Here is a 26,750-nt window from a genome sequence, read left to right as displayed (position 1 = left end):
CCCTACCTTCCTGCTAGCTCACCTGCGGCGGTTCCGTGCGGGAACGCTTCAGTTCGAAGAAGTAGGGGTATTCGCTCAGTGCCAGGGAGGCGTCGAAAAGCTTGCCTGCCTCCTCACCCGTTGGGACGCGGGTGATGACCGGCCCAAAGAATGCGGTGTCTCCTAGCTTGACCACCGGGGTGCCCACCTCGTCACCGACGGCGTCCATCGCACCCTGGTGGTAGGTGCCAAGCAGCTCGTCCATCTCGTTCGTGTTGGCAAGGTCGGCGTAGCTGGCGTCGAGACCTACCTCTTCGAGTGCTGCCGCGATGATCTCGTCGTAGGCGCCGTAGCCCTTCTTGCCGCCCTGCTCCCCGGCGTGAATGGCGGTGCCCATCGCGGTGTAGAGCGCGTCGATCTTCTCTGGGTGGTCGCGCTTCACCGCTGCGAACACGCGCGCGGGACCCCAGTTAGCCTCCATCATCTTAGCGTAGTCGGCTGGGATGTCGCGGCCGTCGTTAAGAATGGACAGTGACATCGGCACCCACTCGACCGTGATGTCGCGGACCTTTTCTACTTCCTTCATCCAACGCGAAGTGAGCCAGCAAAATGGGCAGCTTACGTCGAACCAAAAGGTAACTGGTGCAGTCACAGAATCATTCCTCCATTCGTTCCGGAAATTATGCAGCCACCATAGCGAAAAACACACAGGTACGGCGAGTATGTTGGAGGACATGAAGACAAACCTCAAGCGCAGCGACGCACAACTTCGCGCACAACTTATCTCAGATGTCCATTACGATATTGCGCTCGATGTCAACGGAGCAGAGCAGTTCACGTCGACCACCACGGTCACGTTCCGCTCGGGCGCAGGCGAGACGTTCTTCGACCTGGTCGCCGACGAGTTCTCCGCAACGCTCGACGGCCACCCCGTCGACGGCCGCACCCTCACTCTCACCGAGGGCGAGCACACGTTAGTTGTCGACGCCACCATTACCTACAACCACACTGGTGAAGGCCTGCACAAGTTCGTCGACCCGGTGGACAACAAGGAATACCTCTACACCCAGTTCGAACCCGCGATGGCGATGAAGGTGTTTGCCTGCTTCGACCAGCCGGACATCAAGGCCACGTATAAGATTGCCGTCGACGCGCCAGAGGCCTACACGGTCGTACTCAACGAGGAGGCGACCCGTGAGGGCAACGTGTGGTCCTGCACCATTGATTACCCACTGTCGACGTACCTGGTGGCAATCTGCGCCGGCGAGTACGAGTTCGTCGAAGACGAGTACGTCGACGATCTGAAGCATATCCCGCTTCGCATCTTTGCCCGCGCCTCACTCATGGAGCACCTCGACGCAGAACGCTTGTTCCGCCAGACGAAAGACGGCTTCACGTACTACCACAAGAATTTTGCGATTGCGTACCCGTTCGGCAAGTACGACCAGATTTTCTGCCCCGAGTACAACATGGGCGCAATGGAGAACGCCGGCGCGGTGACGTTCCGCGATGAGTACGTCTTTACTTCCGAGCCAACCCCGTACCGCCTCGAGCGCCGCAACGACACGATCCTGCACGAGATGGCGCACATGTGGTTCGGCGACCTCGTCACGATGCAGTGGTGGGACGACTTGTGGCTCAACGAGTCCTTCGCAACCTGGTCCGCGGCCATTGCCCAGACTGAGATCGGCGAGTACCCGAATGCGTGGACGACGTTCGCCGCCGTCGAGAAGGCATGGGCCTACCAGCAAGATCAGCTGCCGACGACCCACCCAATTGCCGCTGACGCCCCGGACATCGAGACTGCTGAGCAGAACTTCGACGGGATCACCTACGCCAAGGGCGCATCCGTGCTGAAGCAGCTGCAGGCATACGTTGGCCGCGACGAGTTCTTCGCGGGCGTGCGCGATCACTTCAACAACCACAAGTTCAGCAACGCTACCTTCGACGATCTTCTGGGCGCGTTGGAGAAGTCGTCGGGCCGCGATTTGAGCGAGTGGTCCCAGCAGTGGCTGCGCACCACCGGTGTGTCCACCCTTCGCCCCGAAATCACTGAGGATTCCTTCGCAGTCGTGCAGGAATCCGATGTACTGCGCACCCACCGGGTCGGCATCGGGCTGTACAAGCTTGACGGCGACAAGGTCGTGCGCACCCACCACGTGAAGGTCGACATCGAGGGCGCGCGCACCGAGGTGCCCGAACTCGCCGGCATCGACCACGACCTCGCGCTGGTCAACGACGAGGACCTCACCTACTGCAAGATGCGCCTCACGCCGGAACACACTGGGTTCGTTCTGGAGCACATCGGGCAGATCGAGGACCCGCTTGCGCGCACCCTGTGCTGGTCTTCGCTGTGGGAGGCCGTCCGCGACACGCTGCTTCCGGCTCGCAAGTTCGTGATGGCCGTGGCAAACTTCAGCCGCCTCGAAGACCAACCGAGTGTGCAGGAGCGCCTCCTCGCGCAGGCGACGCTGGCGGTCAAGCAGTACGTGGCATGGTCCTGGCAGCGCACCGGCTTCTACATGCTCAGCGAGGCATTCCGCGGCCAGGAGCCTGCAGGTATCTACCAGCGCGCGCTCGCCCGCCTGCAGCCTTCGAAGCAGAACACGACGTACTTCCACGAACTCCTACAGTCGCTGGATAACCAGGAGATTCGCTGGCTCGTGCTCACGAACCTTGTCGCAGGCGGCGCCATGCTGGCCAAGACCGCCAAGAACGAGGAGGATCCGTCCTCCGAGGGTGCGCTGTCGCGCCTGCGCATCGACGCCGTCACGAACAAACAGTGGGCGTGGGATGAGATCGTTAGCGGTACACGCACAAACCTTGAGGTGCGCTTCCTTATCGACGGCCTCACCTTCACCTCCGAAGGCATGGACGGCTTGGCCGAGCGCTACTTCGAGATCGCGCCAGAGCTGTGGGACAAACTGACCAACGAGATGGCTCAGAACACGCTCGAGGGCCTGTTCCCGCTGTGGGATATTTCGATTGCTACAGTCGAGCGCGCCGAGGCGCTCCTTGCGCGGGAGGACATTCCGGCGGGCCTGCGCCGCATCGTTTCGGAGGGTAAGGCCCGCGTGGAGCGCGCGCTGCGCAACCGTGTTGGTGACGCAGGCGCGGAAGGCGCAGCGAAAACGCTGCGCTAGAGGCTAGAGCTCCTCGACGATGCGGATCTGCGCCGCATCCGTGCGAGCCACGATAGAGGCGAACATGACCAGCGTGCCACCCTCAAAGAGCTTGCGCGTAATGCGGTGCACCGGGGTGTTCGCCGCCAAGGAGAGGCTCTCGCGCTCCTTATCGGTCGGGTTGGCCGGGAACAGGATGTCCTCGCGGCGCAGGTGAGGAGTCACGCCACCCAGGTCGGTACGCTGGCCACGTGCGTAGTCGACGGAGCTACGGCTGTACTTGGACTCGTAGCCGGGACGCACATAGATGGTTTCAGCGAACACCGGGTTACCGTTGGCGAAGTGAACGAGCTCGCTGGTGAGCAACTTATCGCGGGAGTCTACGCCGAATGCAGAGACGACGATCTGCGGTGCGGGCGCAGCGGTCTCCGAAATCAGTTCGGAAGAGACGTCCAGACCATGCGCGATAAGCTGCTCCGTCAGCGATACCTTGCCCGTCAAGTCGATGATCGGAGGTAGCGCGCGAACGAATGTGCCACCGGTGCGGCCACGCTTACGCTCAATAATTCCCTCGAGTTGCAATAGGTCCAGTGCATGGCGCACGGTCATGCGTGCCACCCCGTACATGTCTACAAGTTCGCGTTCTGGGGGTAGCTTGTCGCCGGGTTCGAGCTCGCGCGATTCGATCTGGCTCCGCAGAGCGTCAGCAATCGCTACATACGCTGGCTTTTTCGCCATAAATTCCTCCTATTTTTGCGGCTGCGTTTAGGTTCACTGCCGCCCGCCCATAACTCCAGGTGTGACGCCAAAAGGTACAACACCAAAATCTCAGTTGTTTCTAATATAGTTCATTGGACCATAAAAGTACCTAACAATAAATTTGAACAAAGTGCGCGACACTTGACACGTCCATAAATTGCAAAGTCATACTTTCAGTTGAACCCTATCGACGTGCCAAATTCAGGAATCTCCAACGCCAATTACAACATCGCCCAAGCCACGGCCAATACCCCCATTTGCGGTAACCCGGGTGCTCGACGGCTGCTCGAGACGTAGCGCGTAAACTAGAGCACAATGTTTTCTCTTACGCAGTTTTCTCCATCAGTCTTAGCCAAATCCGTGAGCGTTCCAGATGTCGACGAAGCCGTCGACTCCGTCACCTCGTGGTGGAATGACCCCGCCACGCGGGACATCTTTGTGACCCGCCCCCTGTGGATCCTGGTCATCCTGGCCATTGCCCTTGTGTTGCACATCGTGGTGCGCAGAATCATTACGAAGGCCGCGAACAACGCCATCAACTCCTCCAGCGCGGCTCTCCCCTTCCGCCGCCGCGCTGGCGCCGTGAAACCCGACACTGCGCATTCGCGCTCGCGGGAGCAGCGCCGCCAGCAGCGCATCCTCACGCTGGCGAACGTAGGACGCTCCGCGGCAGCAATTGTGATTTGGGTGTGGGCGGTCCTCGCGGTGCTCGACCAACTCGGGGTCAACGTCGCCCCGCTCGTGGCCTCTGCGGGCGTCGTCGGCGTTGCCCTCGGCTTCGGCGCGCAGTCCCTTGTGAAAGACTTCCTCAGCGGCATCTTCATGCTGCTGGAAAACCAGTACGGTGTCGGTGACGTCATCGCGGTCAATGACATTGAGGGCACTGTAGAGCACGTCACGATGCGCATCACCACCGTCCGCGATATTGACGGCACCCTCTGGTACGTCCGAAACGGTAACATCGATCTGCTTGGCAACCAGAGCGACGTCTTCTCCGTTGCCCGCCTCGAGATCCCTGTTTCCATCCAGGCTGATCCGGAGCAGGCAGCCAGCGTCGTCGAGGCCGCAATGCAGGACGCAGTGACGCGCCCCGAGATCAAGGACAAACTCGTCGGCGAGGCCACCATGCTGGGCATTTCCAAGTTCGACCCAGAGTGCGCGACCCTGCGCGTGATGGTCAATACGCTGCCTGGCGAGCAGTGGGGCGTCTCCCGTTTCATGACCGCGGTCATCCTCGAGGCGCTTCACACGCACGGCGTACCACTACCCGGCACGGAGCCGACCTACATCCGACACCTGGACCGCACCCCTGGAGGCGAGAACACCGATGCAGATCAGCAATAGCAACGAAGCGCAGCAAACGCTCTACGAAGCCGTCGGCGGCGAGGAGTTCTTCCACACGCTCGTGCACCGCTTCTACGCCCAGGTCAAAGAAGATGACCTCATCGGCCCCATGTACCCCGACGAGGACTGGGAAGGCGCCGAATCACGCCTGCGCTGGTTCCTCACGCAATACTGGGGCGGCCCGCGCACCTACCAGGAGCGCCGCGGCAACCCGATGCTGCGCCGCCGCCACTTCCCGTTCGCAATCGGCGAGGCGGAGGCTGACCGCTGGCTCGAGCTAATGGGCAAGGCAATGGCAGAGTTTGACGACGCCACCCTGCCCCAGCCCTACCGCGACGCCATGTGGAATCACATGCAGCGAGTCGCGTACATGATGATCAACCAGGGCCCGCGGTCATACGAATAGGCTCAGCGACTTGCTGTGGTAAACGGTGCCGAAGGGGGCGTCGATACGCACCCACCTGCCTGCGCTCGAAACCCTCAGGTAGCGAGGCACTTCGACCGGGGCTTCGAACCCCGGAATGAGCCCAAGCGAGGTGCAGGTAAACACCGCGCGCATGGGTATTTCAAGTTTCGGGCCGCGGTCGTCCGCGTCGACGGTGATGACCACGGCGTCCAGAAGTGAAACCGGCGGGCCGAGCGGGCCCGCGAACTGACGCGTGAGGTTGCGGCCTTCGTCGGCAAGCTGGCGCGCTGTAGAAATCGGCACCTCTTCGCGCAGCGTAAATCCCTCCGCCGGTGGCAGTGCCCCGGGCCAGTTCTGATCCTGCGCCGCGCCAAGTGTTCCCGGCGCCGTATCGAGTGCCTCGAGAACCCGGCGCGCAGGCACCACCGCGCCGTCGCGGGAGACGGTACCCCGGACCCGGCGCGAGACGACGCAGTCGAACGGGGTGGTGACGAAGACGTCGACATCGTGTTCCCCGACTCGTTGGAACCGCGCGTAGGCGTCATCCTGGAGTGCGAGGGCGCGCTGCAGCAAGGCGCGCAGTCCGCGCTCCCCCTGCTCAACAGTCAGCGTTTCGGTGGTAGCCACCTATGCCTGCCCCAGCTCGTCGTCTCCGTCGAGCGTTGTGTAGGCGCGGGCAAGGATGCCGAGCTCCTGCGAGGTGATTGCTCGCGGGGTCGCCGTCCGCTTATCCACGGTGACCTGCACGCAATCAATCACGCAACAGACGCTGCCTTGTGCGTCCTTGATCTCCTGACGCGTCGTAAACGACGTGTTGCCGAGGTGGATCACCTGCGTATCAACGGTCACTGCCTGCGTGTTCGGCAGCACCGGGCGAACGTAGTCCGCTTCGATGCGCCGAACGAACACCACAAACTCGTACCCCTGAGACTCGAAGAACTCCTGGGCAAACGCGAGTCGTGCCTGCTGAGCGATCTCGATGTAAGCCGAGTTTGTCACATGGCCGTACCGGTCAAAATCGTTCCACCTCAGCGAGATGGAGTGCGTGTGAATCCTGCCGCGCATATTCTGTTCCGACATAGCCAATTCCTACCTTTTCCGCTGTTAGCGGCTGAGCTTGCGGTGGGTGACGCGCGACGGCTTCGCCGCTTCCTCACCGAGGCGCTCAACCTTGTTCTTCTCGTAGTCGCCGAAGTTGCCCTCGAACCAGTACCACTTGCCTTCCTCAACGTTGCCTTCCCAGGCGAGGATGTGGGTACAGGTGCGGTCCAGGAACCAGCGGTCGTGCGAAATCACAACAGCGCAACCTGGGAACTTCTGCAGCGCATTCTCAAGCGATCCGAGGGTTTCGACGTCCAAGTCGTTGGTCGGCTCGTCGAGCAGAATCAGGTTACCGCCTTGCTTCAGCGTCAGCGCCAGGTTCAGTCGGTTGCGCTCACCGCCGGAGAGCACCTTGGATGGCTTCTGCTGGTCCGCGCCCTTGAAACCGAACGCCGAGAGGTAGGCGCGCGACGGCATTTCGTTCTGGCCGACCACGATGTAGTCGAGGCCGTCCGAGACTACTTCCCACACGGTCTTTTCCGGGTCGATGTTTTCACGGTTCTGGTCGACGTAGGACAGCTTCACGGTCTCACCGACCACGACGGTGCCTGCGTCTGGCTCTTCTAGCCCAACGATGGTCTTGAACAGGGTGGACTTACCCACGCCGTTCGGGCCGATCACACCCACGATGCCGTTGCGCGGCAGCGTGAAGGACAGGTCCTTGATCAGGACGCGGCCGTCGAAGCCCTTATCCAGGTGCTCGACCTCGACGACCTTGTTGCCCAGGCGTGGAGGCGTCGGGATCTGGATTTCTTCGAAGTCCAGCTTTTTGTACTGCTCTGCCTCGGCAGCCATTTCCTCGTAGCGTTCCAGACGCGCTTTGTTCTTCGCCTGGCGCGCCTTCGGCGAGGATCGTACCCACTCGAGCTCGTTCTTCAGGCGCTTCTGCAGCTTCTGATCCTTCTTGCCAGCAACCTCGAGGCGCTCGGCCTTCTTCTCCAGGTAGGTGGAGTAGTTGCCCTCGTATGGGTAGAGCTTGCCGCGGTCGACCTCACAGATCCACTCGGCAACGTTGTCCAGGAAGTAGCGGTCGTGGGTAATTGCCAGGACGGCGCCCGGGTAGTTCTGCAGGTGCTTCTCCAGCCACAGGACGGACTCGGCGTCCAGGTGGTTCGTTGGCTCGTCGAGCAGCAGCAGGTCCGGTTCGGACAGCAGCAGCTTCGCCAGCGCGACGCGGCGGCGCTCACCACCGGAAAGCTTGGTCACTGGGCTATCGGATGGTGGGCAGCGCAGCGCTTCCATCGCCTGCTCAATCTTGGAATCGACCTCCCAGGCGTCAGCGGCGTCGAGCTCCTCCTGGAGCTTGCCCATTTCTTCCATGAGCTCGTCGGTGTAGTTCGTCGCCATCTCTTCAGCGATTTCTTCGAAGCGCTGCTTCTTCTCGAAGATGTCGCCGAGACCCTCTTCGACGTTCTCGCGAACCGTCTTCTCCTCGTTCAGCGGCGGCTCCTGCAGGAGGATGCCAACCGTTGCGCCTGGATCCAGGAATGCTTCGCCGTTGTTTGGCTGGTCAATCCCCGCCATGATCTTGAGCAGCGAGGACTTACCCGCGCCGTTTGGCCCCACGACACCAATCTTGGCGCCGGGATAAAAGGCCATGGTGACATTGTCCAAAATGACCTTGTCACCGATGGCCCTGCGAACGTTTTTCATCGTGTAGATGAACTCAGCCACGTAAAAACCCCTTTAACTGAAGCGGACATACATCGTTTCACAGGGTACATCAGCGAAAGGTGAACGTGCGCTTCCCCGGCGCCGAGCGAGAGCGCAACCGCGGGCGTCAGAACGGCGCGGGGCCGTCGTCACTTTCAGTGCTGCTAGCGCCCACAGCGACCGGCTCGAGCTCAGGCGACTGCGATTGCAGGTCGGTGGCTGACGCCGAGTCCGCCGACGACGCCGTCGCCTGCATCTTCTGTTGCTCGAAGTAGAACTCGCGCTCCTCCTCCGTCATGAAGTCGACCGCCGTCTTGATCTTCACCGCAGGCTGACCCTCGAGTATGTGGCCGTTCTCGGTGATCTTCCAGGAGGAGATCTGGTGCATGCCGAGCTCGAACGCGACCTTGTCGGCTTTCAGCACGGTGCGGTACCGGTTGAGTTTCTCGCCCGCGTCGTTAGTTTCTACCCAGGTCTCCGTAACCAACCGGCCGGAGACCATCACCGGCGCGCCACGGAACAGTGAGGTGCGCGCGTTGATGGCGAGCTGGTTCCAACACTCGACGTCGATGTAGAGCTGGTCCGTGTCCTCCCAAATGTCGCGGCCCTGGTTGTCCTGCTCGCCCGTGCGCCGCCTGCGGGAGGACGCGATGCGCATCTTGCACACCGAGTTTCCCGACGCCGGGAACCACTTAAAGTACGGTGCTGCCGTCAAGTTTCCGCATACGGTGACGTTCATCTGGCTCATTGTTGTGTCCTTTCAATTGTTTGCTGAACTGGTACAACTCGGAGCTTTCCAGTGCAGAAACAGAAAAGAAAGGATGCGGCCTTGCAGCCTGTGGATTGATTTTTGGAATTCCACAGATCCCAGGGAATCGTCGATTAGCCCTTGTGCTGCGGGGTATCCGACGTGTACTGTGCGAGCATTTCGTTGTAGGCGCGCCACTCGGCGTCGTCAGTCTCGTCCGCGATGCGGTCGACCTCTGCGGTTTCTGCGCGGTCCTCGCGCCACCACAGGATGAACAGCACACCGAACACGATAACCAGCGGGAACGAGCCCGACGCCCAGGCGATACCGCCGCCCACCTTCTGGTCCGCCAGCAGATCCGGGTCCCACGGCAGGAGCAGCGAACGGTAGAACTCTTCGCCCATCACGGTGTTGAGCTGCATGAGGTACACGCCCATAAAGAGGTGCACTGGCATGGAGATCCACAGCCACAGCAGGCGCGTCTTCGCGGTGACGCGGCCCTCGATGTAGTCCGGGCCGATGAGCTCCCAGAAGTAGAAGTAGCCCGACACCAGGAACACCGCATTCATGATGACGTGGCCGGCGTGCTCCGAAATCATCAGTTCGTAGAGATCAGTGAACACGTACATGACGTAGAAGAACACCAGGAACTGCACCGCGGACACCGGCGGGTACGTCACGATGCGCAGGAACTTACTGCGCTGGAAGGACTGCGCCCACAGCCGGGGGTTGAACTCCCCGGACGGGTAGGCGTCGATAATGAGCGTCAGCGGCGCGCCCAGCACGAGGAACACCGGCACACCCATCGACAGGATCATGTGGACCGTCATGTGCGCCGAGTAAGAGGCCGGCATGTGCAGCCCAATGCCAGAGCACATCGTGACTACGACGGTCGCGCACCCCAGCAGCCACCACGCCGTGCGCCCCTTCGACCACCCACTCACCCTGCGCGTCAGGTGCAGGTAGTAGACGGCCAGCAGGATCGCGATCACGCTGTAGAGCAGCTCGAAACGCCACAGTCCGACCCAGTTCGACCAGGTCAGTGGGTCCTCAAGATTGTAGCCCATCTGGATCTGCATCGGGGTGAGGTTCGGGTCTCGTGGCGGTGGCGGCGGAGTGCGTCCGAGCGTCACCGCGAGGCCAGTCACGGCGGCCATCACCAGCACTTCCACCGCGCCGAGCCGTACGAAAGCCCTGCGTTGCGACGGCCCCTCCGCCTCAAGCGCCGGAATCGTCCGCTCGCGGTGCGCGTACCCCATCAAACCAAGCAGCAGTATGCCAACCAGCTTGCCCACCAGCACCCAGCCGTAGGCGTAGCGGGTGATGTCGTCCAGGTGCACGCGGATCGCACCGTTAATCACGCCCGACACCGCCATCGCCACGAAGGCGAACAACGCGATGCGCGAGTATCGACGCACCGCCGGGGCCAAGTTCGGCCCCAACCTGAAACCGTGCGCCACCAGCGCCATCAGAGCGCCAACCCACACCAGCAGGAATACCAGGTGCCAGATGAAGGAGTTCGTGCCGAAGTCGTGATCGCCACCGGTCGCGGAGTGACCAGTCAGCGCCAGCGGCATAATCGCCAACAACGAGCCGATGAACAAAGCCACTTGCGACCACCAGCACGACACCCGGTACCCCGCCACGGCCACACACGCCGCGATTGCCGCGACAATCAGCCAGACGCGGGCGTCAGCAACCTTGTCCAGCGCCAAGGTCCAGGCGTCGACCTCAAACATCACGGTGCTCAGCGGCTGGCCTGAGACGTCGGAAAGCACCAGCGGCACCATCACCACTCCGATCAGCGCCAACCCCGCGGATGATGCCGCCCCCGTCCGCGACGCAATCACCCCATCAACGGTCAGGCGCGCGCCGTTGAGGTCAGGGCCGATCTGCTTCGGCGGCAACAACCACGCCGAGAAGAGAAAGGACCCAGCTGCCAGCGCGGCCAGCACCCACGCTGCGCCCCGCAGCGCCGGCAGGCCGAACGTCGTCAACGCCCCCGGATCCGGGATGCCCAACGCCGCGAGCGAGGCGCCCGCGAACATCTCCGAAATCACCCCGGCGATGAGCGCCGCGACGAGCCCCGTCGCAAGATACAGCGGAAACGCCGCTTTCACCGCCGACTTTGAGGCAACCTGCGCATTTGACATGCTCACTACCCTACGTTCGAAATCTGCCTGTTCCCAAGTTTTTCGACGCCTACTTCTCCGCCTCCACGTCACAAGTGTGAGCAATAGCTTCTTGCTCTGCCCCACCAGGACTCGGACCTGTCGAGGACAGTTCACTTAAAAGAACGCTGCCATCCACCGTTCGCCGATTCCGCCCCGCGGACAACCTGCATGCAACACCATGTCCGCGGCAACACGTTCACCAGTCGTTTGAGAAAACCAACCACTTAATCTGTCCGCCGCACGGACACTCACCCGGGGATGCCCCAATCCAGAAAACCTGTCCGCCCCGCGGACACTCGGACTGCGTTCTGCTGTCCACCCCGCGGACAACCGGCATGCCACACCATGTCCACGGCACTTCTCCCACCTCGCGGATTGGGCAGAACCAACCACTTGCCCTGTCCGCCCCGCGGACACTCGGACTGCGTTCTGCTGTCCACCCCGCGGACACCCTGACCGCACTCTGTCCGCGGCACCCTTCTCACCTGCAGTTCCAGAAAACCCACCGCCAAAAAGTGTCCGCCCCGCGGACACCCTGGCTGCAACTGGCTTCCGCCGCGCGGACACCCAACACAGAGGTTCCGTCACGAAAGAACGCCACTGCGGATTTACGAGTCCGATTCAGCAGCGCGGCGCTGACGCTGTAGCTTCCCGTGTGCACGGGCGATGCGGTAGAAAGTCCGCAAGCTCGCGAGCTGCAACCCGCTGTCTTGCGCCTTCTGATAAATGGCGTCCGCGCTCAGGTCGGGGTGGGCGTCGAAAAGATCGAGAATCTGTTGTACGTCTGAGTCTGGAATACGTTTGATATTTCGCTCGCGGTGCGGGATCGGGTTTTCCTTTTTGGGCCTCGGGTTGGTCTGGTAATAGCGCCTCGAGCGTGAGATCCTCAAAATTTTGCAGGCGCGACTCATAGAATGGCCGACGCCCATGAGCAGATCCAGGAACTCGTTTTCTTGACGTACTCCTTCCTCGTACCGCTTCGTTTCCTCGGGGCTTAGGATTTTTCCGCCGCGTCGGAGGTCCCGCCATGTTGCTTTGGCAGAGACCCCATAGCTTTTCCCAGGACATCACTGGTGTCCTTCCACAGCTTGACTTCTTTGCGCAGTCGAGCATTTTCTCGTTTCAGCGCCTCGTATTCTTTGCGTGGCATCGTTACTTCGTCGTTGCTCATGGTTTTCCTTTCGCTTGGGGTCTAGCCAAGATACTGCCACACAGTTAAGGGCAAACCCCCAGGCGCTACGCTGTAGTGCATGGACACACGTGATCGGGATGCGCTGACGGCTGCCAAGTTGTATTACCGCTCGGAGCTGAGTCAGGCGGAGGTTGCTGCGGAGATGGGCTGCTCCCGTCCTACGGTGGCGAAGCTTCTGCAGCACGCGAAGGACCGTGGCTACGTCACTATTGAGGTACACGACCCGCAGGAGGCGGACGAGATCCTGATCGAGGATCTCACCTCCCGGTACGCGCTGGAGGGTGTGCGGATTGTTCACCCGGCGAACCCATCTGCAGCGATCATGGAGGATCTTGGGGTAGCGGGCGCGCGCTACCTGGAGTCGATGCCGTTGGATGGCCTTTCGGTGGGTGTGTCCTGGGGAAAAACGCTGCTCAACATTGCGCGGAATCTACGATCGACGAACATGCGGGCGCGCCAGATTGTGCAGTTGAAAGGTGGGTCGTCGCGTTCCAACCTGGCAACGAATGACTTTGAGACGATCACCGGTTTCTGCACCGCGTTCAACGCGCCCGCGTTAACGCTCCCATTGCCTGTCATTTTTGAGCGAGTGGAAACTAAGGAGATCGTGGAGCAGGATTCCCACATCGCCGACGTACTGCAGCAGGGGCGGGAGACCGACGTGGCGGTGTTCACGGTGGGTTCTGTGCGAAAGCAGAGCTTGCTGATGAACCTGGGGTACCTGTCTGAGGAGATGTCGCGGGAGCTGCTCGGGGTTGCGGTGGGGGATGCTTGTTCGCGGTTCTACACGCGGGAGGGGGATGTGGCGTCGAAAAGAATTGATGATCTGACGGTGGGCATTGAGCTTGACGAGCTGCGGGCGAGACCACGTCGAGTGCTGGTAGCTGGGGGTTTGTATAAAGCTGAGGCGATTGAGACGGCGCTGTGGATGGGGCTGGCCAGTGATTTGGTGATTGATCAGCCGACGGCGGTTCGGGTGCTGGAGATCGCGAAGACCCGCTAATTGACGCCCCTTCTCCCCCATCTGGGGTGGATTGCACCCCCAATCAGAACATTTGCAAACTTTGATATTGCCATATGTTCCGAACGGTCTTAGAGTGGACAGCGAAAGGTCAACCAGCTACCGAAAAAGGAGTTGCACATGTCCACCCCGACCGTCTCCACACCGCACATCGTCCCAACCGGACCTATCGCTGAAACCGTCCTCATGCCGGGCGACCCACTGCGCGCGAAGTTCATCGCAGAGACCTATCTGGAAAACCCAGTCCAGTTCAACGCCGTGCGCAACATGCTCGGCTACACCGGCACCTACCAAGGCCACGAAGTTTCCGTGATGGGCTCCGGCATGGGCATTCCGTCCATCAGCCTCTACGCCTACGAGCTCATTCACTTCTTCGGTGCAAAGAAGCTCATCCGCGTCGGCTCCTGCGCATGCTTCCAGCCTGACATGAAGCTCTTCGACATCATCGTCGCCTCCTCCGCATCCACGGACTCGCACTTCATCGAGCAGTACGACCTGCCGGGCACCTACGCCCCGACCGCGTCCTGGAAGCTGCTCGAGGCAACCTACAAGGAGTCGCAGAAGCAGGGCGTCGACATCCATGTGGGCAACATCTTGTCCTCCGACGTCTTCTACAACTTCAAGGACGACGTCAACGACCGCTGGGCCAAGATGGGCGTGCTCGGCGTCGAGATGGAATCCGCCGGCCTCTACGCCGTCGCTGCCGAGGCAGGCGTTGACGCGATGGGCATCTTCACCGTGTCCGACGTCATCGGCTCCGGCGAGAAGGCCACCGCTGAGGAGCGCCAGAGCGCGTTTACCCAGATGATGGAGCTGGCGCTTCCGCTGGCCGCCGTCTAAACCACAACCCGTCCCCACACGTTTGAAGGAACTCACCATGACATCTCAAACAGTTCAAAAGGCGCTCAGCCCGAAGCGGGCCGTGCCGATCATCCTGTTTACCTTCGTGTTCTCGCTGATCATCGATAACGGTTTCAAGTTCATGACCGACTCGATGGGTGAGGCGCTCAACCTTTCCCTCAATGAGGTCAGCTTGCAGGCCTCGCTCGCGGGCGTGATCATCGGCATCGGCGCGGTTGTCTACGCGGCGTTGGCTGACGTGGTGAGTATCCGCAAGCTACTGATGGTCGGTATCACGCTGACGCTGGTCGGCTCGGTCATCGGCTACCTGGGTCAGAACGTGTGGGGGCTGGTCCTGGCCGGTCGCGTGGTGCAGACCACCGGCCTCGCCGCTGCGGAGACGCTCTACGTCATCTACGTGACCAAGCACCTCAGCGAGAAGGATCAGAAGACTTACTTGGGCTTTTCCACGTCTGCTTTCCAGGGCGCGACGCTCTTCGGCGCGCTGACCTCGGGCTACATCGCTACCCACATCTCGTGGACCGCGATGTTCCTGATCCCGCTCATCCTGGTCTTCGCCGTCCCGGTCATCATGAAGACGGTCCCGGAGGAGGCCTCGCTGGAGTCGGGCCACGTCGACTGGCTCGGGCTCTTCCTGATCGCCGTTCTGGCCACGAGCGCCATCATGTTCATGCAGGCCTTCCAGTTCCTGTGGCTCATTCCGCTCGCACTGGCGCTCGTCGCGTTCATCGCGCACGTGAAGAAGGGCAAGCGCCCGCTGGTCAACCCGGAGTTCTTCCAGAACCGCGCTTACGTCACCGCCATCGTGCTCGTCGCGATTGTCTACTCGGTGCAGCTCGGCTACCTGGTGCTCTTCCCCGCAATGGCGAAGGCCGTCCACGGGCTCAGCGCTGACGACGCCTCCCTGCTGCTCATCCCGGGCTACACCGGCGCCGTCATCGTCGGCGCGCTCTCAGGCAAGATCGGCAAGTTCTTGCCGACGCGCCCCGCGATCTTCACCGCACTCGCCTCCATCACCATCGCGTTGCTGATCCTCGCAGTCGGGATGGAAGTCAGCCCGTGGGTCTTCATGCTCTCCTCCCTGCTCTTCGCTTGCGGTTTCGCCCTGCTGTACGCGCCACTGGTCGCGACGGCTATCGGCAACATCCCCGCTGCGAAGTCGGGTATCGCAATCGGTTTCTACAACCTCACAATCAACGTCGCCGTCCCGCTCGGCATCGCGTACAGCGCGAAGCTGGTGGATCTCGGCCTTGGGGTGCCAGGCTTCCTGCCACAAAACTCGGGCAGCTACCCCACCGTCATGCTCATCCTGGCAGTCATCGCAGTCGCCGGCACCGCGCTCTATGCAGCGCTCACCGCGCGCATGAAGCAACCGGCTTAACCTGCACACTTTCTACAACTCAAGGAGTTTTTCAACATGCTTACTCGCCAAAATGTCGCCCAGATGATCGACCACACGCTGCTCAAGCCGGAGGCCACCCACGAGGACGTCACCAAGCTTATCGACGAAGCTTCGCACCTCGGCACGTTCTCCGTCTGCGTCTCTCCATCCATGCTGCCAATCGAGACCCCAGCTGACCTGAAGGTCGCAGTGGTGTGTGGCTTCCCGTCCGGCGCAGTCCCAACTGAGGCAAAGGCCGCTGACGCCGCGCACAGCGTTGCCAACGGCGCGGACGAGGTTGACATGGTCATCAACCTGGGTGCCGCCAAGGAAGGCAAGTGGGACGTCGTACGCGACGACATCGCCGCAGTAAAGAAGGCGTGCGGCGACAAGCTGCTCAAGGTCATCATCGAGTCCGCCGTCCTCACCGACGACGAGATCGTCGCAGCGTGCAAGGCTTCCATGGAGGCCGGTGCCGATTTCGTGAAAACCTCGACAGGCTTCCACCCCGCCGGTGGTGCTTCCGCGCACGCGGTGAAGCTGATGCGCGAGACCGTCGGCGACAAGCTCGGCGTGAAGGCCTCCGGCGGTATCCGCGACGCCGCCACCGCGAAGGAAATGATTGAGGCTGGCGCGTCCCGCCTGGGTCTGTCCAGCTCCGCTGCGGTGCTGGAGGGGTGGAACTAACAATGGCTACTGATCTTCGTGCACAGGCCGAGGCTTGGATCGCGCAAGATCCCGATCCCGCCACCCGCGAGGCGTTAACCGCCGTACTCGACGACGAGGCCGAGCTTGCAAAAGCCTTCGCAGGCCCGCTCCAGTTCGGCACCGCCGGGCTGCGCGGCGAGATCGGCTTCGGCGAGTCCCGCATGAACCAGGCCGTGGTCATGCGCGCCACCGCCGGGCTCATGGAATGGCTCAAGCAGCAGGTAGACACCCCTCGCGTGGTCATTGGGTGCGACGCCCGCCACGGCTCCGCCAAGTTCGCGCAGGCCGCAGCCGAGGTCGTCGCCGGTGCGGGTGGGCACGCGATGCTGTTGCCGCTGGCCCAGCCGACCCCGCTGACCTCCTTCAGCGTGCGCGCACTCAACGCCGACGCCGGCATCATGGTCACCGCGTCCCACAACCCGAAGTGGGACAACGGCTACAAGGTCTACCTCGGCGGGCGCATCGTCGACGCAGACAACGCTGCCGGCTGCCAGATCATCTCACCTGCCGACGCCGAGATCGCCGCCTGCATCGCCGCCGCACCCGGCGCGACGGAGCTCCCCCTCGACACAAACATCGAGCAGGTGGACACCCGCGAGGACTACGTCGCCGCCACCAGCGCGCTTAGCGACCTCGACGACACCCCACCGATCACGATCGTGCTCACACCAATGCACGGCGTCGGTGGCGAACTCGCACGCACCACCCTGGAGGCTGCGGGCTTTGGGGACGTAGTGGGCGTCGAGAAGCAGTGGAAGCCTGACCCTGACTTCCCCACCGTCGCCTTCCCCAACCCTGAAGAAGACGGTGCCCTCGATCTCGCAGTCGAGAAGGCGAACGAGGTCAACGCGGACGCCATCATCGCCCTCGACCCCGACGCCGACCGCTGCGCAGTCGCAGTCCCGGCGCGCACCACCCCGAGCGCGGGCACCCCGCTAGGCAACGGTTGGGTGAAGCTCTCCGGCGACGAAACCGGCGCGCTGATCGGCGAGTACGTGGCGTCGCGTGCGCAGGGCGGCTCGACGGCGTGCTCGATTGTTTCGGGCAGGCTGCTCGGCAAAATCGCGGCAGCCCACGGGCTGGATCACGCGACGACGCTCACCGGGTTCAAGTGGATCGGGCGCACCCCGCAGCTCGTGTTCGGCTACGAGGAAGCAATCGGCTACTGCGTCGACCCAGCGCACGCCCGAGACAAGGACGGCATGTCCGCCGCGGTGATCGTCGGCTCGATCGTGGCGCAGCTTAAGGCGCGCAACATGAGTGTGCTCGAGCAGTTCGACGCCCTGGCCAGCAAGTACGGACTGTACCGCACTCAGCCGCTGACCTTCCGCGTCGAAGACCTCTCCCTCATCAGCGACGCCATGCAGCGCCTCCGCGCACACACCCCGACGGAGCTCGCTGGCTCTGAGGTTGTCGAGTACGTCGACCTCAACAACGGCTACGGCGCCACCCCAGGCACCAACGGCATCCTGATCCGCACCGCGGACAACGACCGCGTAGTCATCCGCCCGAGCGGCACCGAGCCGAAGCTGAAGTGCTACCTCGAGGTGGTCCTGCCAGTCGAAACGGGAGAGGCGCCTGACTGGGCCGCCGCCGATGCCCGCCTGGCCACCATCAGCGACGCCACCCGCGCGCTGTGCGGAATCTAACTGCGCTATACTATCGAAGGCTTGGGCGCCGATTTGTCGACGCCCAGCTCAGCCTCCATAGCTCAGTGGATTAGAGCAACCGGCTTCTACCCGGTGTGTCGCGGGTTCGAATCCTGCTGGGGGCGCTTTTCGTTTACCCCCGCTGCCTGGCGTTTTGCCTGGTGGTGGGGGTGTTTTTGTTGGTATGGTGGGTTTGAAGAAAGGACCCACAATGAGATTCACACTCCTTGGAGCCGGAACCGGCATCATCACCACCCTCGCAGGCGCCAACCCTCTTTTCGGTCTCGCCTTCCTTGCCGTCGGTTACGGCATCGACAAGAACAAAAAGAAGGCATAGCCGTGCAGCCCATCATTATCGATGAGTAGACCGGCCGCGCCTATGGCGCGTTCCGGAATGTGCCGAGCACTGTGGCGTCTCCCCTGTCACGTGGCGCGCCAGCCGCCCAGGCAGCCCCGTAAAGAACAGCCCTCAAGCAAAACAACTTCACTCGTAGCACACTCGTATGTGCTGGTAGGATAGCGGTCCATTAGGTTCGAGTACCGTTGGGTTCCTGAAGCCTCTCTAAAGTTGGTGATCACTATGTCCAATATTCTTGACGCCGGCCAGTATGTGACCGAACTCATCCCCGGCGTCGACAAGATGAAGCTTTATAAAATCTGCTTCTTTTCCCAAGGCTGGCACCTTGCCTGGACCGGAATGCCATTATTTGAAGAAGAGCTGCAAGCTTGGGCAAAAGGACCCGTCCCCTATGACCTCCGCCGCAGTACAGAAAACGTCGCGCGTGGATGGGAGGTCCCACACGTTCCTGGTGGGAATTCTTCGGCACTTTCGCCATTTGCCCGAGCAACGATTGAAAGCGTTGTGAATTTCTACGGTTCGCTGACATCCGCGGAGTTGTCAGACATGAGCCACGGTCGAGCTTGGCAGGAAGCACGCAGCAACGCGGTCGGGGGCACGCATTGTAGCAGCGCTTTGAGCATGACCACGATGCGCGAAGAGTTCACGGAGTTGCTCCAGTCAGGACATTCTGTCCCAGACTCGCCTTCCCTGCCAGACGTGGATCACCTTCCTAGCTTCGATCATCTGCTTGCCACTGCACATGAAGTCGAAGCGGAATGGCACAACACCCTTTCACTCCTCGCGGACCGGTAATCAACGCAATTGTCTGACCACAGTGAAGCTTCCAGAGAGCAGCTTTTAGCTCAAATGCTCGTGGAGTTGGCGTGCGCAGTGAATCAAGGCTGCGGGGATCGTGTAAACGCGAACGGAGAACCGGAGAGTTATCTTGGATTTACTGTGGACCGGGCTTCTTTGGAAAGTGCAGTTTACGCCCCGTTCCAGTTATTCAGTGGCCAGCCCCGGTACGCCTCGGTGTTTGATAGAGGAGCCGCGCTCACCGTCCATATAGCCAATAACCATCCGTTTGCCGATGGCAACAAGCGCACCGCACTTATCGTTGGGCTCACTTATCTGCGCTTGTTTTCGGTTCATGTCCGAGAGCCAGAGGGCAAGGGACCTGATTTAGCCGCAGGCGAAGAAGGCGCCCGACTGATGGAGTACATCGTTACACATGCCGCGGATTTGGATTCGGTCATCGCACACACCAGCCGCGCATTTCAACGCTGGGCCGATATTGATGGTCTAGCGCGGCGCTACCGACAAAAATAGCATCGCCCCCGATGTACCATGGCGCCATGTCCGTCTCTATTTCTTCCGCTCAGGCCCGCGAGTTGCTGGCCGCAGCGCATGAAACCGAGGAACGCACCCGGGAGAAACCGGCCGTTCCTTGGGGGTGGATCTTGTGCGCGGCGGTCTGCTTCGGGGTGAGCCTGCCGCTGATCTTTGTTCTCGACCAGTTTTGGCCGTTCCTCCTGTTTGTGCCTTGCATCGGGTGCATCGTTGTCATCGAGCGACGCAGGTCAACCGGCGTGCGCTCCAGCATCCGGCAGCCGGTCAAAGAGGACCCAAAAATGTCGTTTCTTCCCTTCGGCGTGTACTTCCTCTGCATATCGCTCTTGCAGGTCGCCCCGCTTCAGAACAAGGTGTTCTCGAGTCTGCTCGGCGCGTTCGCGACCGTCGTTTTCGTCGTTACGTACGCGAGGAGCTGGAGGAACAATGCCTGATATTTTGTTGCAACCCTCGTGCTTGAGCATCTGCGCCGCACTCTTTGCCGCCGAGGCCACCACCAGCGACGTCGGCGCCGCGGAGAACAAGGAGATGCACCCCAAGCGGCTGCGTACTCTCACTCAGCTAGATAGCGACGCCTACCTCACGGCCATCGACGCACTCAAAGAGGTCGGCTACGTGTCCCTCTTTACGGACCGCAAGGCGAACCCGGACAAGAACGTGGACTGGGTCTCTCTGACCGCTACCGGTGCCCGCGCGTACCAGGACTGTGTGGAGGAGTTGCGCTCGATTGCGGAGTCGGGCAGTCGGGTACCCTGAGGTGCATGACATTTCCCTCCCCAACTACTGATTCTTTCGCGCTAATTACCGGCGCTTCGCAGGGCATCGGTGAGGCTGTTGCCCGCCAACTTGCCGCTGCTGGCTATAACGTGCTGCTGGTGGCGCGTCGAGAAGCGGTGCTGATGCAGCTTGCCAACGAGCTGGCACAAGCGCACGGTGTCAACGCCGAAGTCTTCGCGGCCGACCTGTCGAAGGAGCGCGACGTGACCGCGCTGCTGGACTACATCGGGCAGAAGAAGATCACCATCTGCGTGAACTCCGCCGGTATTGCCTCCTTCGGACCGTTTATGAAGCAGGACTGGAACTACGAGACGGACCAGTTCAACCTCAACGCGACGGCGGTGTTCCGCATCACGAAGGCGGTACTGGACCAAATGGTGCCGCGCGGCGAAGGTGCACTGTGCAACGTCGGCTCGGCAGCAGGCAACACGCCGATCCCGAACAACGCAACGTACGTGTTTACAAAGGCGGGCGTCAATACGTTTACGGAGGCCCTGCACTACGAGCTCAAGGACAGCGGCGTACACTGCACTCTGCTCGCGCCGGGCCCGGTGCGAGAGGCAGAAGTTCCTGAGGAGGAGCAGTCGATCGTGGACAAGGTCGTGCCTGACTTCCTCTGGACCACGTACGAGTCCTGCGCGAAGGACACCATCAGCGCGATGCGCAGCAACAAGCGCCGCGTGGTGCCGGGCCCGCTTTCCAAGGTGATGGATTTCGTATCGACGTACGCTCCGCGCGGCGCCCTCGCCCCGATCATGGGGCGGTTCTACGCAAAGATGGGAGAAGAATAGATGGATGTCCCTGCAAAAAACGACCGCATCGTGTGGGTCGACCTGGAGATGACGGGCCTGGATACGTCCCGCCACGTCATCGTTGAGGTCGCAGCGCTCGTCACCGATGCCCAGCTTGAGATTCTCGACGAAGGCCTGGACCTGGTCGTCCACGCCACCGAGGATGAGCTCGCCGAAATGGACGACTTCGTACTGAACATGCACACCGAGAACGGGCTTCTCGACGAGATCCGCTCCTCCTCAGTGTCCATCAAGGAGGCCGAGGACGCCGTCCTCGCGCTGATTGCAAAGCACTGCGACCCGGAGCACCCGGCGCCGCTTGCGGGCAACTCCATCGCCACCGACCGTTCCTTCATCCGGGAGCAGATGCCGCGTCTCGACGCCGCCCTGCACTACCGCATGATCGATGTCTCCACCATCAAGGAGCTCTCACGCCGCTGGTTCCCGCGCGCCTACTACAACCAGCCCGAGAAGGGCCTGGCACACCGTGCGCTCGCAGACATCGTGGAGTCCATCCAGGAGCTCGACTACTACCGGCGTTGCGTATTCACCCCGGCACCGGGCCCAGATTCCGAGCAAGCAGCCGACGCCGCAGCCGCCGCACACGCCCACTACCAGCTGTTTTTGCAATCCTAGGCTTTCATTGTAAAGTAGTTCCCGCTGTTGAAAAACAGCGATGGTGGCTGTAGTTCAGCTGGTAGAGCACCAGGTTGTGATCCTGGGTGTCGCGGGTTCGAGCCCCGTCAGCCACCCCGAGAGTGCCCCGTGGCCTGTATAAACAGGTTGCGGGGCACATTGCTTTCGACGGCAGGTACGTTAAGCCAAGAATTGTTCCCGGAGCTTTCGATGAGCGGGGAACGTTCTTCATGGACAGGCGTCGAGAACTGGGAAAACACATGTGCTAGTCGACCGAAATGGGCCTGAAACCCAAAAAAGTTCCCGGGCTCAGTGGTGATTTTCGCCTTACTACCCATGAAGATAGTTGGAAGGAAGTTGAGTGATATTCATGACTGGTTCAAGTTATCGATCAAGAGTATTTGGATATAATTTTAGTCGGATCGTACTTATCTTCGCAGTACTCTTATTGTGTGTCTACTTCTTGACCAGAAGAGATCAAACCGCCTTTATCACATGCGGTCTTTTAGTGTCTCTGGCAATTTTCTTTAATGTCGGGGTGTTGCTGAATGATGAAATCCTTCGGATTTCAGTTCTTGGCATTCCAGTTAGCAACGTTCGTTTGGAATCTCTGAAGGGGGCGGAGATCCTTCCCTCGGGCCCCATACTCGAATCCCAAACGTTTGGGGTTCACTTCCTGGATGGCACTATTTCATTCCATGCCGGTTCTGCAAATATCCTCCTACACCGCAATATCGGAAGACCCATTCGCTTGACGGTTAAAGACCCAGAGGAATTTTTACACCTCCTAGCGGAGAACTCCGCTATTCGACCCGCTTCTCACAGTTAAGCCCCCGGTGCCGACACAACTGGCAACCAAAAGCATACCTCGAAGAGCTACTCACTCAAGCATCACCCGATCTGACGCGTCAGATGCTCGGTGATTTCATCAACCAAATTCTATCTTCCCAAGACGATACTGTCGGCAGCGCTGACTACGGCACCACCAGCGACAACCGCGTCAACCACCGCAACGGCTACCGCCACCGACTACTGGATACACGGGTCAGCACCGTCGATGTGGCTATCCCGAAACTACGCCACGGTTCCTTCTTGTCTGACTGGCTGTTAGAACGACGAACCTGTAGCGAACGTACCATGTAGATAAGCCTCTGGGCACTAAAGTACTCAGAGGTACTATGCAGTTGGTATGGACTGCGGAAGCTGCATTGACTGTCAGTAGCGCGAATACGAGGAGTAAAACATGGTAGACAATTGGAACATAACGTCTTTTGCCTATTACATGAATTCGCTTTTAAAGCGGTATTTTGCTCAAGAAAACCTCATTTCTTCCGGAGCTGTCGAGCTACGGGCAGCTTGGAGAACGGCTCAGTACGTCTACTGTGTATTCTCAGTAATGTCCACGAAAGGACTTGCGTATGTTGGCATGGAAATGCCCCCAATACCGAGTACTGGGGGAGTCTCATCGGAAGAAGATACTGCTGTCAAGGCCTGGGCAGATCAGCTTGCCGGTGATCCATTCGCCGGGGATTTAGACTACGGTTGCGGAGATAAAATAAAATGGCTCGGAACCGTTAACGACAACACGCCTCAACGCTTTATAGAATTGAGGAGAGCGAAGGCAGACAAAAAGATGGGCACAGAGCTTTATATTCCACGAACCGGCCACGGTTAATCATTTACCCCCTGCCTCACCGCGCCTGTTTTAATCTATGTTTTTCTCAATATTGAACCACTGGGGAACCACGTCGCTGCCATCATTGGACTCACGTAGCGGGAACATTGTCTTCACCCCACGTGGCTCTAGTCCGCCAGGGACCCACACTGTAGTTTCTATTACTGCTCGAAGTTCGAACGATCTGCCAGGTCCAATCTTCTTTCCGTCATTTGTACGGAGAGCCTCATAGATAGGAGTTTCATAGATACGGTCGGTACCTTCCATCCTCGCTTCGCAGAGCCCTTTAAAGTACTTGTTTATCGTATATAGGTTCCAAATTCCGTGCTTATGCCTGATCTTGTCATAGCCCCAAGGGCCCCATTTTCCCCTTTTAGCATCCGGGGTGTACCAACCGCGTCGTAGTACCACAGGGGTCCCGCACCTGTCCCGAGTAGACAGCACCACGTCATCAGTGTAGTCATTACCTCCAGCGATTCCGCTGCCTTGTAGGGTAGGTGCATCTTGTTCGAGTCCTGCTCGGGAACTTTTTCTAACAGACCGACTTAAGCGTTCGGGTCCTTTGAACCGCCGGAGCGCTGCTCCCAGTCCAGGTTCCAGTAGCCAAGGCCGTCGTAGCCGTTGAGGGTGCCACCGTTCGTATTCTTCACAACGACCGGGTCGCCCCGCTTCACGGTCTCTTGGAACCACTGCGCGTCCGAGTACGTCGCGTTGACGCAGCCGTGCGACTGGTTCGTGGAACCCATCGCCCACACCGCCCACGGTGCCGAGTGCACGTAGATGCCCGAGTAGGACAGCTGGGTAGCGTAGTCCACGGGGGTGACGTAGCCGCCCTGCCCCAGTCCAAGCCCGAACGTACGGGAGTCCATGACGAGCGAGGTGTGCTCATCACCAACGACGTAGGTGCCGTTCGGGGTATCGTACTGGAAGTCGGTACCCAGCGATACCGGGAACGAACGGATCTGCTCACCGTTTTGGTAGACGCGCAGCATCTTTTCGTTGTTGTCGATGACTGTCTTCACCTCGTCCCCAATCTCGAAGGTGGTCTCGTTGTCCTGCGCGCCGTAGACGCCGCCGCCGAGGTCCTTGCCGTACAGGTCGGCCGTCACCTTCACCGTGGTGCCAGGCTCCCAAAATTCCTTCGGGCGCCAACGCAGCTCGTATGGGTCCAGCCAGAAGAAGCCGCCCTCGGTGTCGTTCGAGGTCTCAACGTCGATGAGCTCCTCAAGCGCCTTCGTGTCCTGGATGGGGACGTCGAAACGGAACGTGATTGCTTGCGCAACACCGACCGTCGAGCCCTCAAGCGGGCCCATGTACACGTTCGTCGTTGCCGCTGGAACGACCGTGGAAAAGCTCACGGTCTTCTTCTGACCAGCCTTATCCTTCGCCACGATGGTGTAGTAGCGGCCGTACCCAAGCGGTTCGGTGACCTCCCATTCGGTGCGGTCATCGTTGAAGGACGATTCGATAACCTTGCCTGCCTCGTTGGTCATCTCGACTTCTTCGAGCCCGGCTTCGGACTTCACCGTAATCGGGTCGAGGGGTTCGACGTCTGTCGCCTCGTCCTTCACTGAAAACGCCGGGGGCTCTGGTTTGACGGTCGTCTGACCAGTGGTTTCCGCCACCTGGTTGATGCCTTTGCCCGCCTCCGACGAGCACCCATCTACACCCGCCGCCAACACGGCGACAAGGCCAACACCAATGAGAGACCGCCGCATGCTTGTCACGTTTCTCGCTTCCTCACAACACCCGAAGTTTTAGCAACCAACAACACTATCGCCCCAGCACAACGAAACGCTACTTTACAGCGACCCGAAACGATAACCGTTCCATAACGATCGAAAATAACCACTCTGACCAGGCGATTTTACACCTTGCAAACCTTAGTGTTACTGTATTCAACGTTGCCAACGAGGACAGCCTCCAAGACAACAAGCGCCATTAGCTCAATTGGCAGAGCAACTGACTCTTAATCAGTGGGTTCGGGGTTCGATTCCCTGATGGCGCACCACCTTAACCCCCTGACCAGCGGGAACAGTACCGCAGGCCAGGGGCTTTTTCGTATCTTAACCCAAATCCCCCACAAATTCCCCCATACTTTGAAACGCCCCGAGCAGGCGCGCCACCGGCTAGGCTATCGGCATGACTGTCGCTTGCATCCTTGTTGATATCCAAAATGACTTCTGCCCCGGCGGTTCCCTCGGCACCGCGAAGGGTGATCTCGTCGCCGAAGGCGTGCACACACTGCTCGAAGAACACAGAGACGACTACGACTTCGTGCTCGCCACGCAGGACTGGCACATCGACCCTGGCACCCACTTCTCACAGGACCCGGATTTTGTGGATACCTGGCCAGTCCACTGCGTTGCTGACACCGATGGCGCACAGCTGCGCGCGCCGCTGGCGTCGATAAGTATTGACAAGTACTTCCGGAAGGGGCACTACACCGCTGCTTATTCCGGGTTTGAGGGCGTCACTGACGGCGATGTACTGCTCGGCGATTGGCTGCGCGAGCACGGCGTCACCGCCATTGATGTGTGCGGCATCGCTACGGACCACTGCGTGCGCGCCACGGTGCTTGATGCCCGCAAGGAGGGTTTCGACGTCCGCGTCCTCGCCGACCTGTGCTCCCCCGTCGACGAGGAGCGTGGGCAGGCGGCGCTGCGTGAGATGGAAGCGGCAGGTGCGACGGTCGTCGTGAAATAGCAGAAAACCCCGCTCCTCCAACGTGGAGGGGCGGGGCACTCTTCTGCGCGTTTTAGCGCTGAGAGAGCAGCTCCTGCAGCTTCTTCAGCTCGCTCTTGCGCTTGCGGCTGTTAAACACCTTGATGCCAACAAGTGCTGCGACACCAACGCCGATACCAATCAGGACCTTCTGGACGGTCTCATCCTGCAGCCAGTTAGCAGCTTCGCTCTTCGCGCTGTCTGCAAGGTTGGATGGCTGAGCGCGGTCTGCGAGCTCATCGAGGGTGCTAGCGAGCTTCGAGCGGGTCTCTGCAAGGCTGCGCTCAATGTCATGAATATCTCGTGCCACGATCTACATACTCCTAGATGTGTTAACTATTTACAGAACTTCCAACCAA

The 26,750-nt window shown here is 60.4% G+C and carries 28 protein-coding genes, 3 tRNA genes and 1 pseudogene; 21 read left to right on the top strand and 11 right to left on the bottom strand.

All coding sequences use genetic code 11. The features are described from left to right. Positions 1 to 13: 13 nt before the first annotated feature. On the bottom strand, positions 14 to 631 hold the full coding sequence (locus tag BJP05_RS02430) for a DsbA family protein (protein ID WP_070362020.1): 618 nt from the start codon (positions 629 to 631) through the stop codon (positions 14 to 16). Between the two features lie 82 nt (positions 632 to 713). Here BJP05_RS02430 and pepN point away from each other — a divergent pair, with 82 nt between their 5' ends. Further along, positions 714 to 3,122, top strand: coding sequence for an aminopeptidase N (gene pepN / locus BJP05_RS02425; protein WP_070363446.1), 2,409 nt, complete (start codon positions 714 to 716; stop codon positions 3,120 to 3,122). Positions 3,123 to 3,125: 3 nt separating this feature from the next. Here the strand turns inward: pepN and BJP05_RS11265 are convergent, their stop codons facing one another. Beyond that, a complete protein-coding gene (locus BJP05_RS11265; RefSeq protein WP_070362019.1) occupies positions 3,126 to 3,839 on the bottom strand; it encodes a GntR family transcriptional regulator in 714 nt (237 codons plus the stop codon). A gap of 336 nt (positions 3,840 to 4,175) precedes the next feature. Here BJP05_RS11265 and BJP05_RS02415 point away from each other — a divergent pair, with 336 nt between their 5' ends. Continuing rightward, positions 4,176 to 5,204, top strand: a complete 1,029-nt coding sequence (locus tag BJP05_RS02415) for a mechanosensitive ion channel family protein (RefSeq protein ID WP_084028545.1) — start codon at positions 4,176 to 4,178, stop codon at positions 5,202 to 5,204. Beyond that, the gene (locus BJP05_RS02410) at positions 5,188 to 5,610 is read left to right on the top strand and encodes a globin (RefSeq protein WP_070362017.1); all 423 of its coding nucleotides are present in this window, start codon (positions 5,188 to 5,190) and stop codon (positions 5,608 to 5,610) included. The genes BJP05_RS02415 and BJP05_RS02410 overlap by 17 nt, the downstream gene beginning before the upstream one ends. Here the strand turns inward: BJP05_RS02410 and BJP05_RS02405 are convergent. The 7 genes from BJP05_RS02405 to BJP05_RS11260 all read right to left on the bottom strand — a co-directional run bounded on the left by BJP05_RS02405 (position 5,599) and on the right by BJP05_RS11260 (position 12,457). Beyond that, positions 5,599 to 6,237, bottom strand: coding sequence for a hypothetical protein (locus BJP05_RS02405; RefSeq protein ID WP_070362016.1), 639 nt, complete (start codon positions 6,235 to 6,237; stop codon positions 5,599 to 5,601). The two genes, BJP05_RS02410 and BJP05_RS02405, sit on opposite strands and share 12 nt — an antisense overlap. Next, positions 6,238 to 6,690: a thioesterase family protein gene (locus BJP05_RS02400; protein ID WP_070362015.1), complete on the bottom strand. Its 453-nt coding sequence runs from the start codon at positions 6,688 to 6,690 to the stop codon at positions 6,238 to 6,240. Positions 6,691 to 6,714: 24 nt separating this feature from the next. Further along, a complete protein-coding gene (gene ettA, locus BJP05_RS02395) occupies positions 6,715 to 8,385 on the bottom strand; it encodes an energy-dependent translational throttle protein EttA (protein ID WP_070362014.1) in 1,671 nt (556 codons plus the stop codon). 106 nt (positions 8,386 to 8,491) lie between these two features. Next, positions 8,492 to 9,112, bottom strand: coding sequence for a single-stranded DNA-binding protein (locus BJP05_RS02390; RefSeq protein ID WP_070362013.1), 621 nt, complete (start codon positions 9,110 to 9,112; stop codon positions 8,492 to 8,494). A 134-nt stretch (positions 9,113 to 9,246) separates the two neighbouring features. Beyond that, the gene (locus BJP05_RS02385) at positions 9,247 to 11,265 is read right to left on the bottom strand and encodes a bifunctional copper resistance protein CopD/cytochrome c oxidase assembly protein (RefSeq protein ID WP_070362012.1); all 2,019 of its coding nucleotides are present in this window, start codon (positions 11,263 to 11,265) and stop codon (positions 9,247 to 9,249) included. A gap of 629 nt (positions 11,266 to 11,894) precedes the next feature. Then, positions 11,895 to 12,215, bottom strand: a complete 321-nt coding sequence (locus BJP05_RS02380) for a helix-turn-helix domain-containing protein (RefSeq protein ID WP_070362011.1) — start codon at positions 12,213 to 12,215, stop codon at positions 11,895 to 11,897. A 65-nt stretch (positions 12,216 to 12,280) separates the two neighbouring features. Further along, on the bottom strand, positions 12,281 to 12,457 hold the full coding sequence (locus tag BJP05_RS11260; protein WP_168156165.1) for a hypothetical protein: 177 nt from the start codon (positions 12,455 to 12,457) through the stop codon (positions 12,281 to 12,283). A 79-nt stretch (positions 12,458 to 12,536) separates the two neighbouring features. Here BJP05_RS11260 and BJP05_RS02375 point away from each other — a divergent pair, with 79 nt between their 5' ends. From BJP05_RS02375 to BJP05_RS10905, 16 genes and pseudogenes are all read left to right on the top strand, one after another. Continuing rightward, on the top strand, positions 12,537 to 13,481 hold the full coding sequence (locus BJP05_RS02375; RefSeq protein WP_070362010.1) for a sugar-binding transcriptional regulator: 945 nt from the start codon (positions 12,537 to 12,539) through the stop codon (positions 13,479 to 13,481). Positions 13,482 to 13,619: 138 nt separating this feature from the next. After that, entirely contained in the window at positions 13,620 to 14,339 is a 720-nt protein-coding gene (gene deoD, locus BJP05_RS02370; protein WP_070362009.1) for a purine-nucleoside phosphorylase, read from the top strand. 37 nt (positions 14,340 to 14,376) lie between these two features. Further along, the gene (locus BJP05_RS02365) at positions 14,377 to 15,741 is read left to right on the top strand and encodes an MFS transporter (protein WP_070362008.1); all 1,365 of its coding nucleotides are present in this window, start codon (positions 14,377 to 14,379) and stop codon (positions 15,739 to 15,741) included. Between the two features lie 36 nt (positions 15,742 to 15,777). Beyond that, positions 15,778 to 16,428 (top strand): deoxyribose-phosphate aldolase, encoded by a 651-nt coding sequence (gene deoC / locus BJP05_RS02360; protein ID WP_070362007.1) that lies wholly within the window; start codon positions 15,778 to 15,780, stop codon positions 16,426 to 16,428. Between the two features lie 2 nt (positions 16,429 to 16,430). Continuing rightward, the gene (locus tag BJP05_RS02355; protein WP_070362006.1) at positions 16,431 to 18,098 is read left to right on the top strand and encodes a phospho-sugar mutase; all 1,668 of its coding nucleotides are present in this window, start codon (positions 16,431 to 16,433) and stop codon (positions 18,096 to 18,098) included. 51 nt (positions 18,099 to 18,149) lie between these two features. Continuing rightward, a tRNA-Arg gene (locus tag BJP05_RS02350) sits at positions 18,150 to 18,223 on the top strand. An 86-nt stretch (positions 18,224 to 18,309) separates the two neighbouring features. After that, positions 18,310 to 18,435 (top strand): hypothetical protein, encoded by a 126-nt coding sequence (locus BJP05_RS11520; protein ID WP_255365827.1) that lies wholly within the window; start codon positions 18,310 to 18,312, stop codon positions 18,433 to 18,435. A 243-nt stretch (positions 18,436 to 18,678) separates the two neighbouring features. Further along, the gene (locus tag BJP05_RS02345; RefSeq protein WP_070362005.1) at positions 18,679 to 19,251 is read left to right on the top strand and encodes a Panacea domain-containing protein; all 573 of its coding nucleotides are present in this window, start codon (positions 18,679 to 18,681) and stop codon (positions 19,249 to 19,251) included. Between the two features lie 78 nt (positions 19,252 to 19,329). After that, positions 19,330 to 19,767 (top strand): type II toxin-antitoxin system death-on-curing family toxin, encoded by a 438-nt coding sequence (locus BJP05_RS02340; protein ID WP_205634841.1) that lies wholly within the window; start codon positions 19,330 to 19,332, stop codon positions 19,765 to 19,767. A 26-nt stretch (positions 19,768 to 19,793) separates the two neighbouring features. Continuing rightward, positions 19,794 to 20,222, top strand: a complete 429-nt coding sequence (locus tag BJP05_RS02335; protein WP_145945234.1) for a hypothetical protein — start codon at positions 19,794 to 19,796, stop codon at positions 20,220 to 20,222. Further along, positions 20,215 to 20,544 carry a hypothetical protein gene (locus BJP05_RS02330; protein ID WP_070362002.1) on the top strand — a complete coding sequence of 110 codons (330 nt, stop codon included), beginning with the start codon at positions 20,215 to 20,217 and terminating at the stop codon, positions 20,542 to 20,544. The genes BJP05_RS02335 and BJP05_RS02330 overlap by 8 nt, the downstream gene beginning before the upstream one ends. A gap of 5 nt (positions 20,545 to 20,549) precedes the next feature. Then, the gene (gene cmrA / locus BJP05_RS02325; protein ID WP_070362001.1) at positions 20,550 to 21,356 is read left to right on the top strand and encodes a mycolate reductase; all 807 of its coding nucleotides are present in this window, start codon (positions 20,550 to 20,552) and stop codon (positions 21,354 to 21,356) included. Continuing rightward, complete coding sequence (gene orn / locus BJP05_RS02320; RefSeq protein ID WP_070362000.1) at positions 21,357 to 21,992, top strand: oligoribonuclease; 636 nt, start codon at positions 21,357 to 21,359, stop codon at positions 21,990 to 21,992. A 43-nt stretch (positions 21,993 to 22,035) separates the two neighbouring features. Then, positions 22,036 to 22,108 (top strand) — tRNA-His (locus BJP05_RS02315). Between the two features lie 739 nt (positions 22,109 to 22,847). After that, positions 22,848 to 23,132 (top strand): annotated as a pseudogene (locus BJP05_RS10910) (transposase); the annotation flags it as partial. A gap of 103 nt (positions 23,133 to 23,235) precedes the next feature. After that, positions 23,236 to 23,667, top strand: a complete 432-nt coding sequence (locus BJP05_RS10905; RefSeq protein ID WP_083329376.1) for a hypothetical protein — start codon at positions 23,236 to 23,238, stop codon at positions 23,665 to 23,667. Between the two features lie 545 nt (positions 23,668 to 24,212). Here BJP05_RS10905 and BJP05_RS02305 read toward each other — a convergent pair. Then, positions 24,213 to 25,385, bottom strand: coding sequence for an Ig-like domain-containing protein (locus tag BJP05_RS02305; protein ID WP_070361998.1), 1,173 nt, complete (start codon positions 25,383 to 25,385; stop codon positions 24,213 to 24,215). Positions 25,386 to 25,602: 217 nt separating this feature from the next. Here BJP05_RS02305 and BJP05_RS02300 point away from each other — a divergent pair. Together BJP05_RS02300 and BJP05_RS02295 are read left to right on the top strand one after the other, a co-directional pair. Next, positions 25,603 to 25,678: transfer RNA gene (locus BJP05_RS02300), tRNA-Lys, on the top strand. Between the two features lie 131 nt (positions 25,679 to 25,809). Then, positions 25,810 to 26,373 carry an isochorismatase family protein gene (locus BJP05_RS02295; protein WP_070361997.1) on the top strand — a complete coding sequence of 188 codons (564 nt, stop codon included), beginning with the start codon at positions 25,810 to 25,812 and terminating at the stop codon, positions 26,371 to 26,373. Between the two features lie 52 nt (positions 26,374 to 26,425). Here BJP05_RS02295 and BJP05_RS02290 read toward each other — a convergent pair whose 3' ends face one another. Beyond that, a complete protein-coding gene (locus BJP05_RS02290) occupies positions 26,426 to 26,701 on the bottom strand; it encodes a DUF3618 domain-containing protein (RefSeq protein ID WP_070361996.1) in 276 nt (91 codons plus the stop codon). Positions 26,702 to 26,750 lie beyond the last annotated feature (49 nt).

It is taken from the genome of Corynebacterium sp. NML98-0116, from assembly GCF_001767255.1.
Classification (GTDB): Bacteria; Actinomycetota; Actinomycetes; order Mycobacteriales; family Mycobacteriaceae; genus Corynebacterium; species Corynebacterium pseudogenitalium.
The sequence above is the reverse complement of the archived record's forward strand: the minus strand, read 5'-3'. Positions and strand labels throughout refer to the sequence as shown.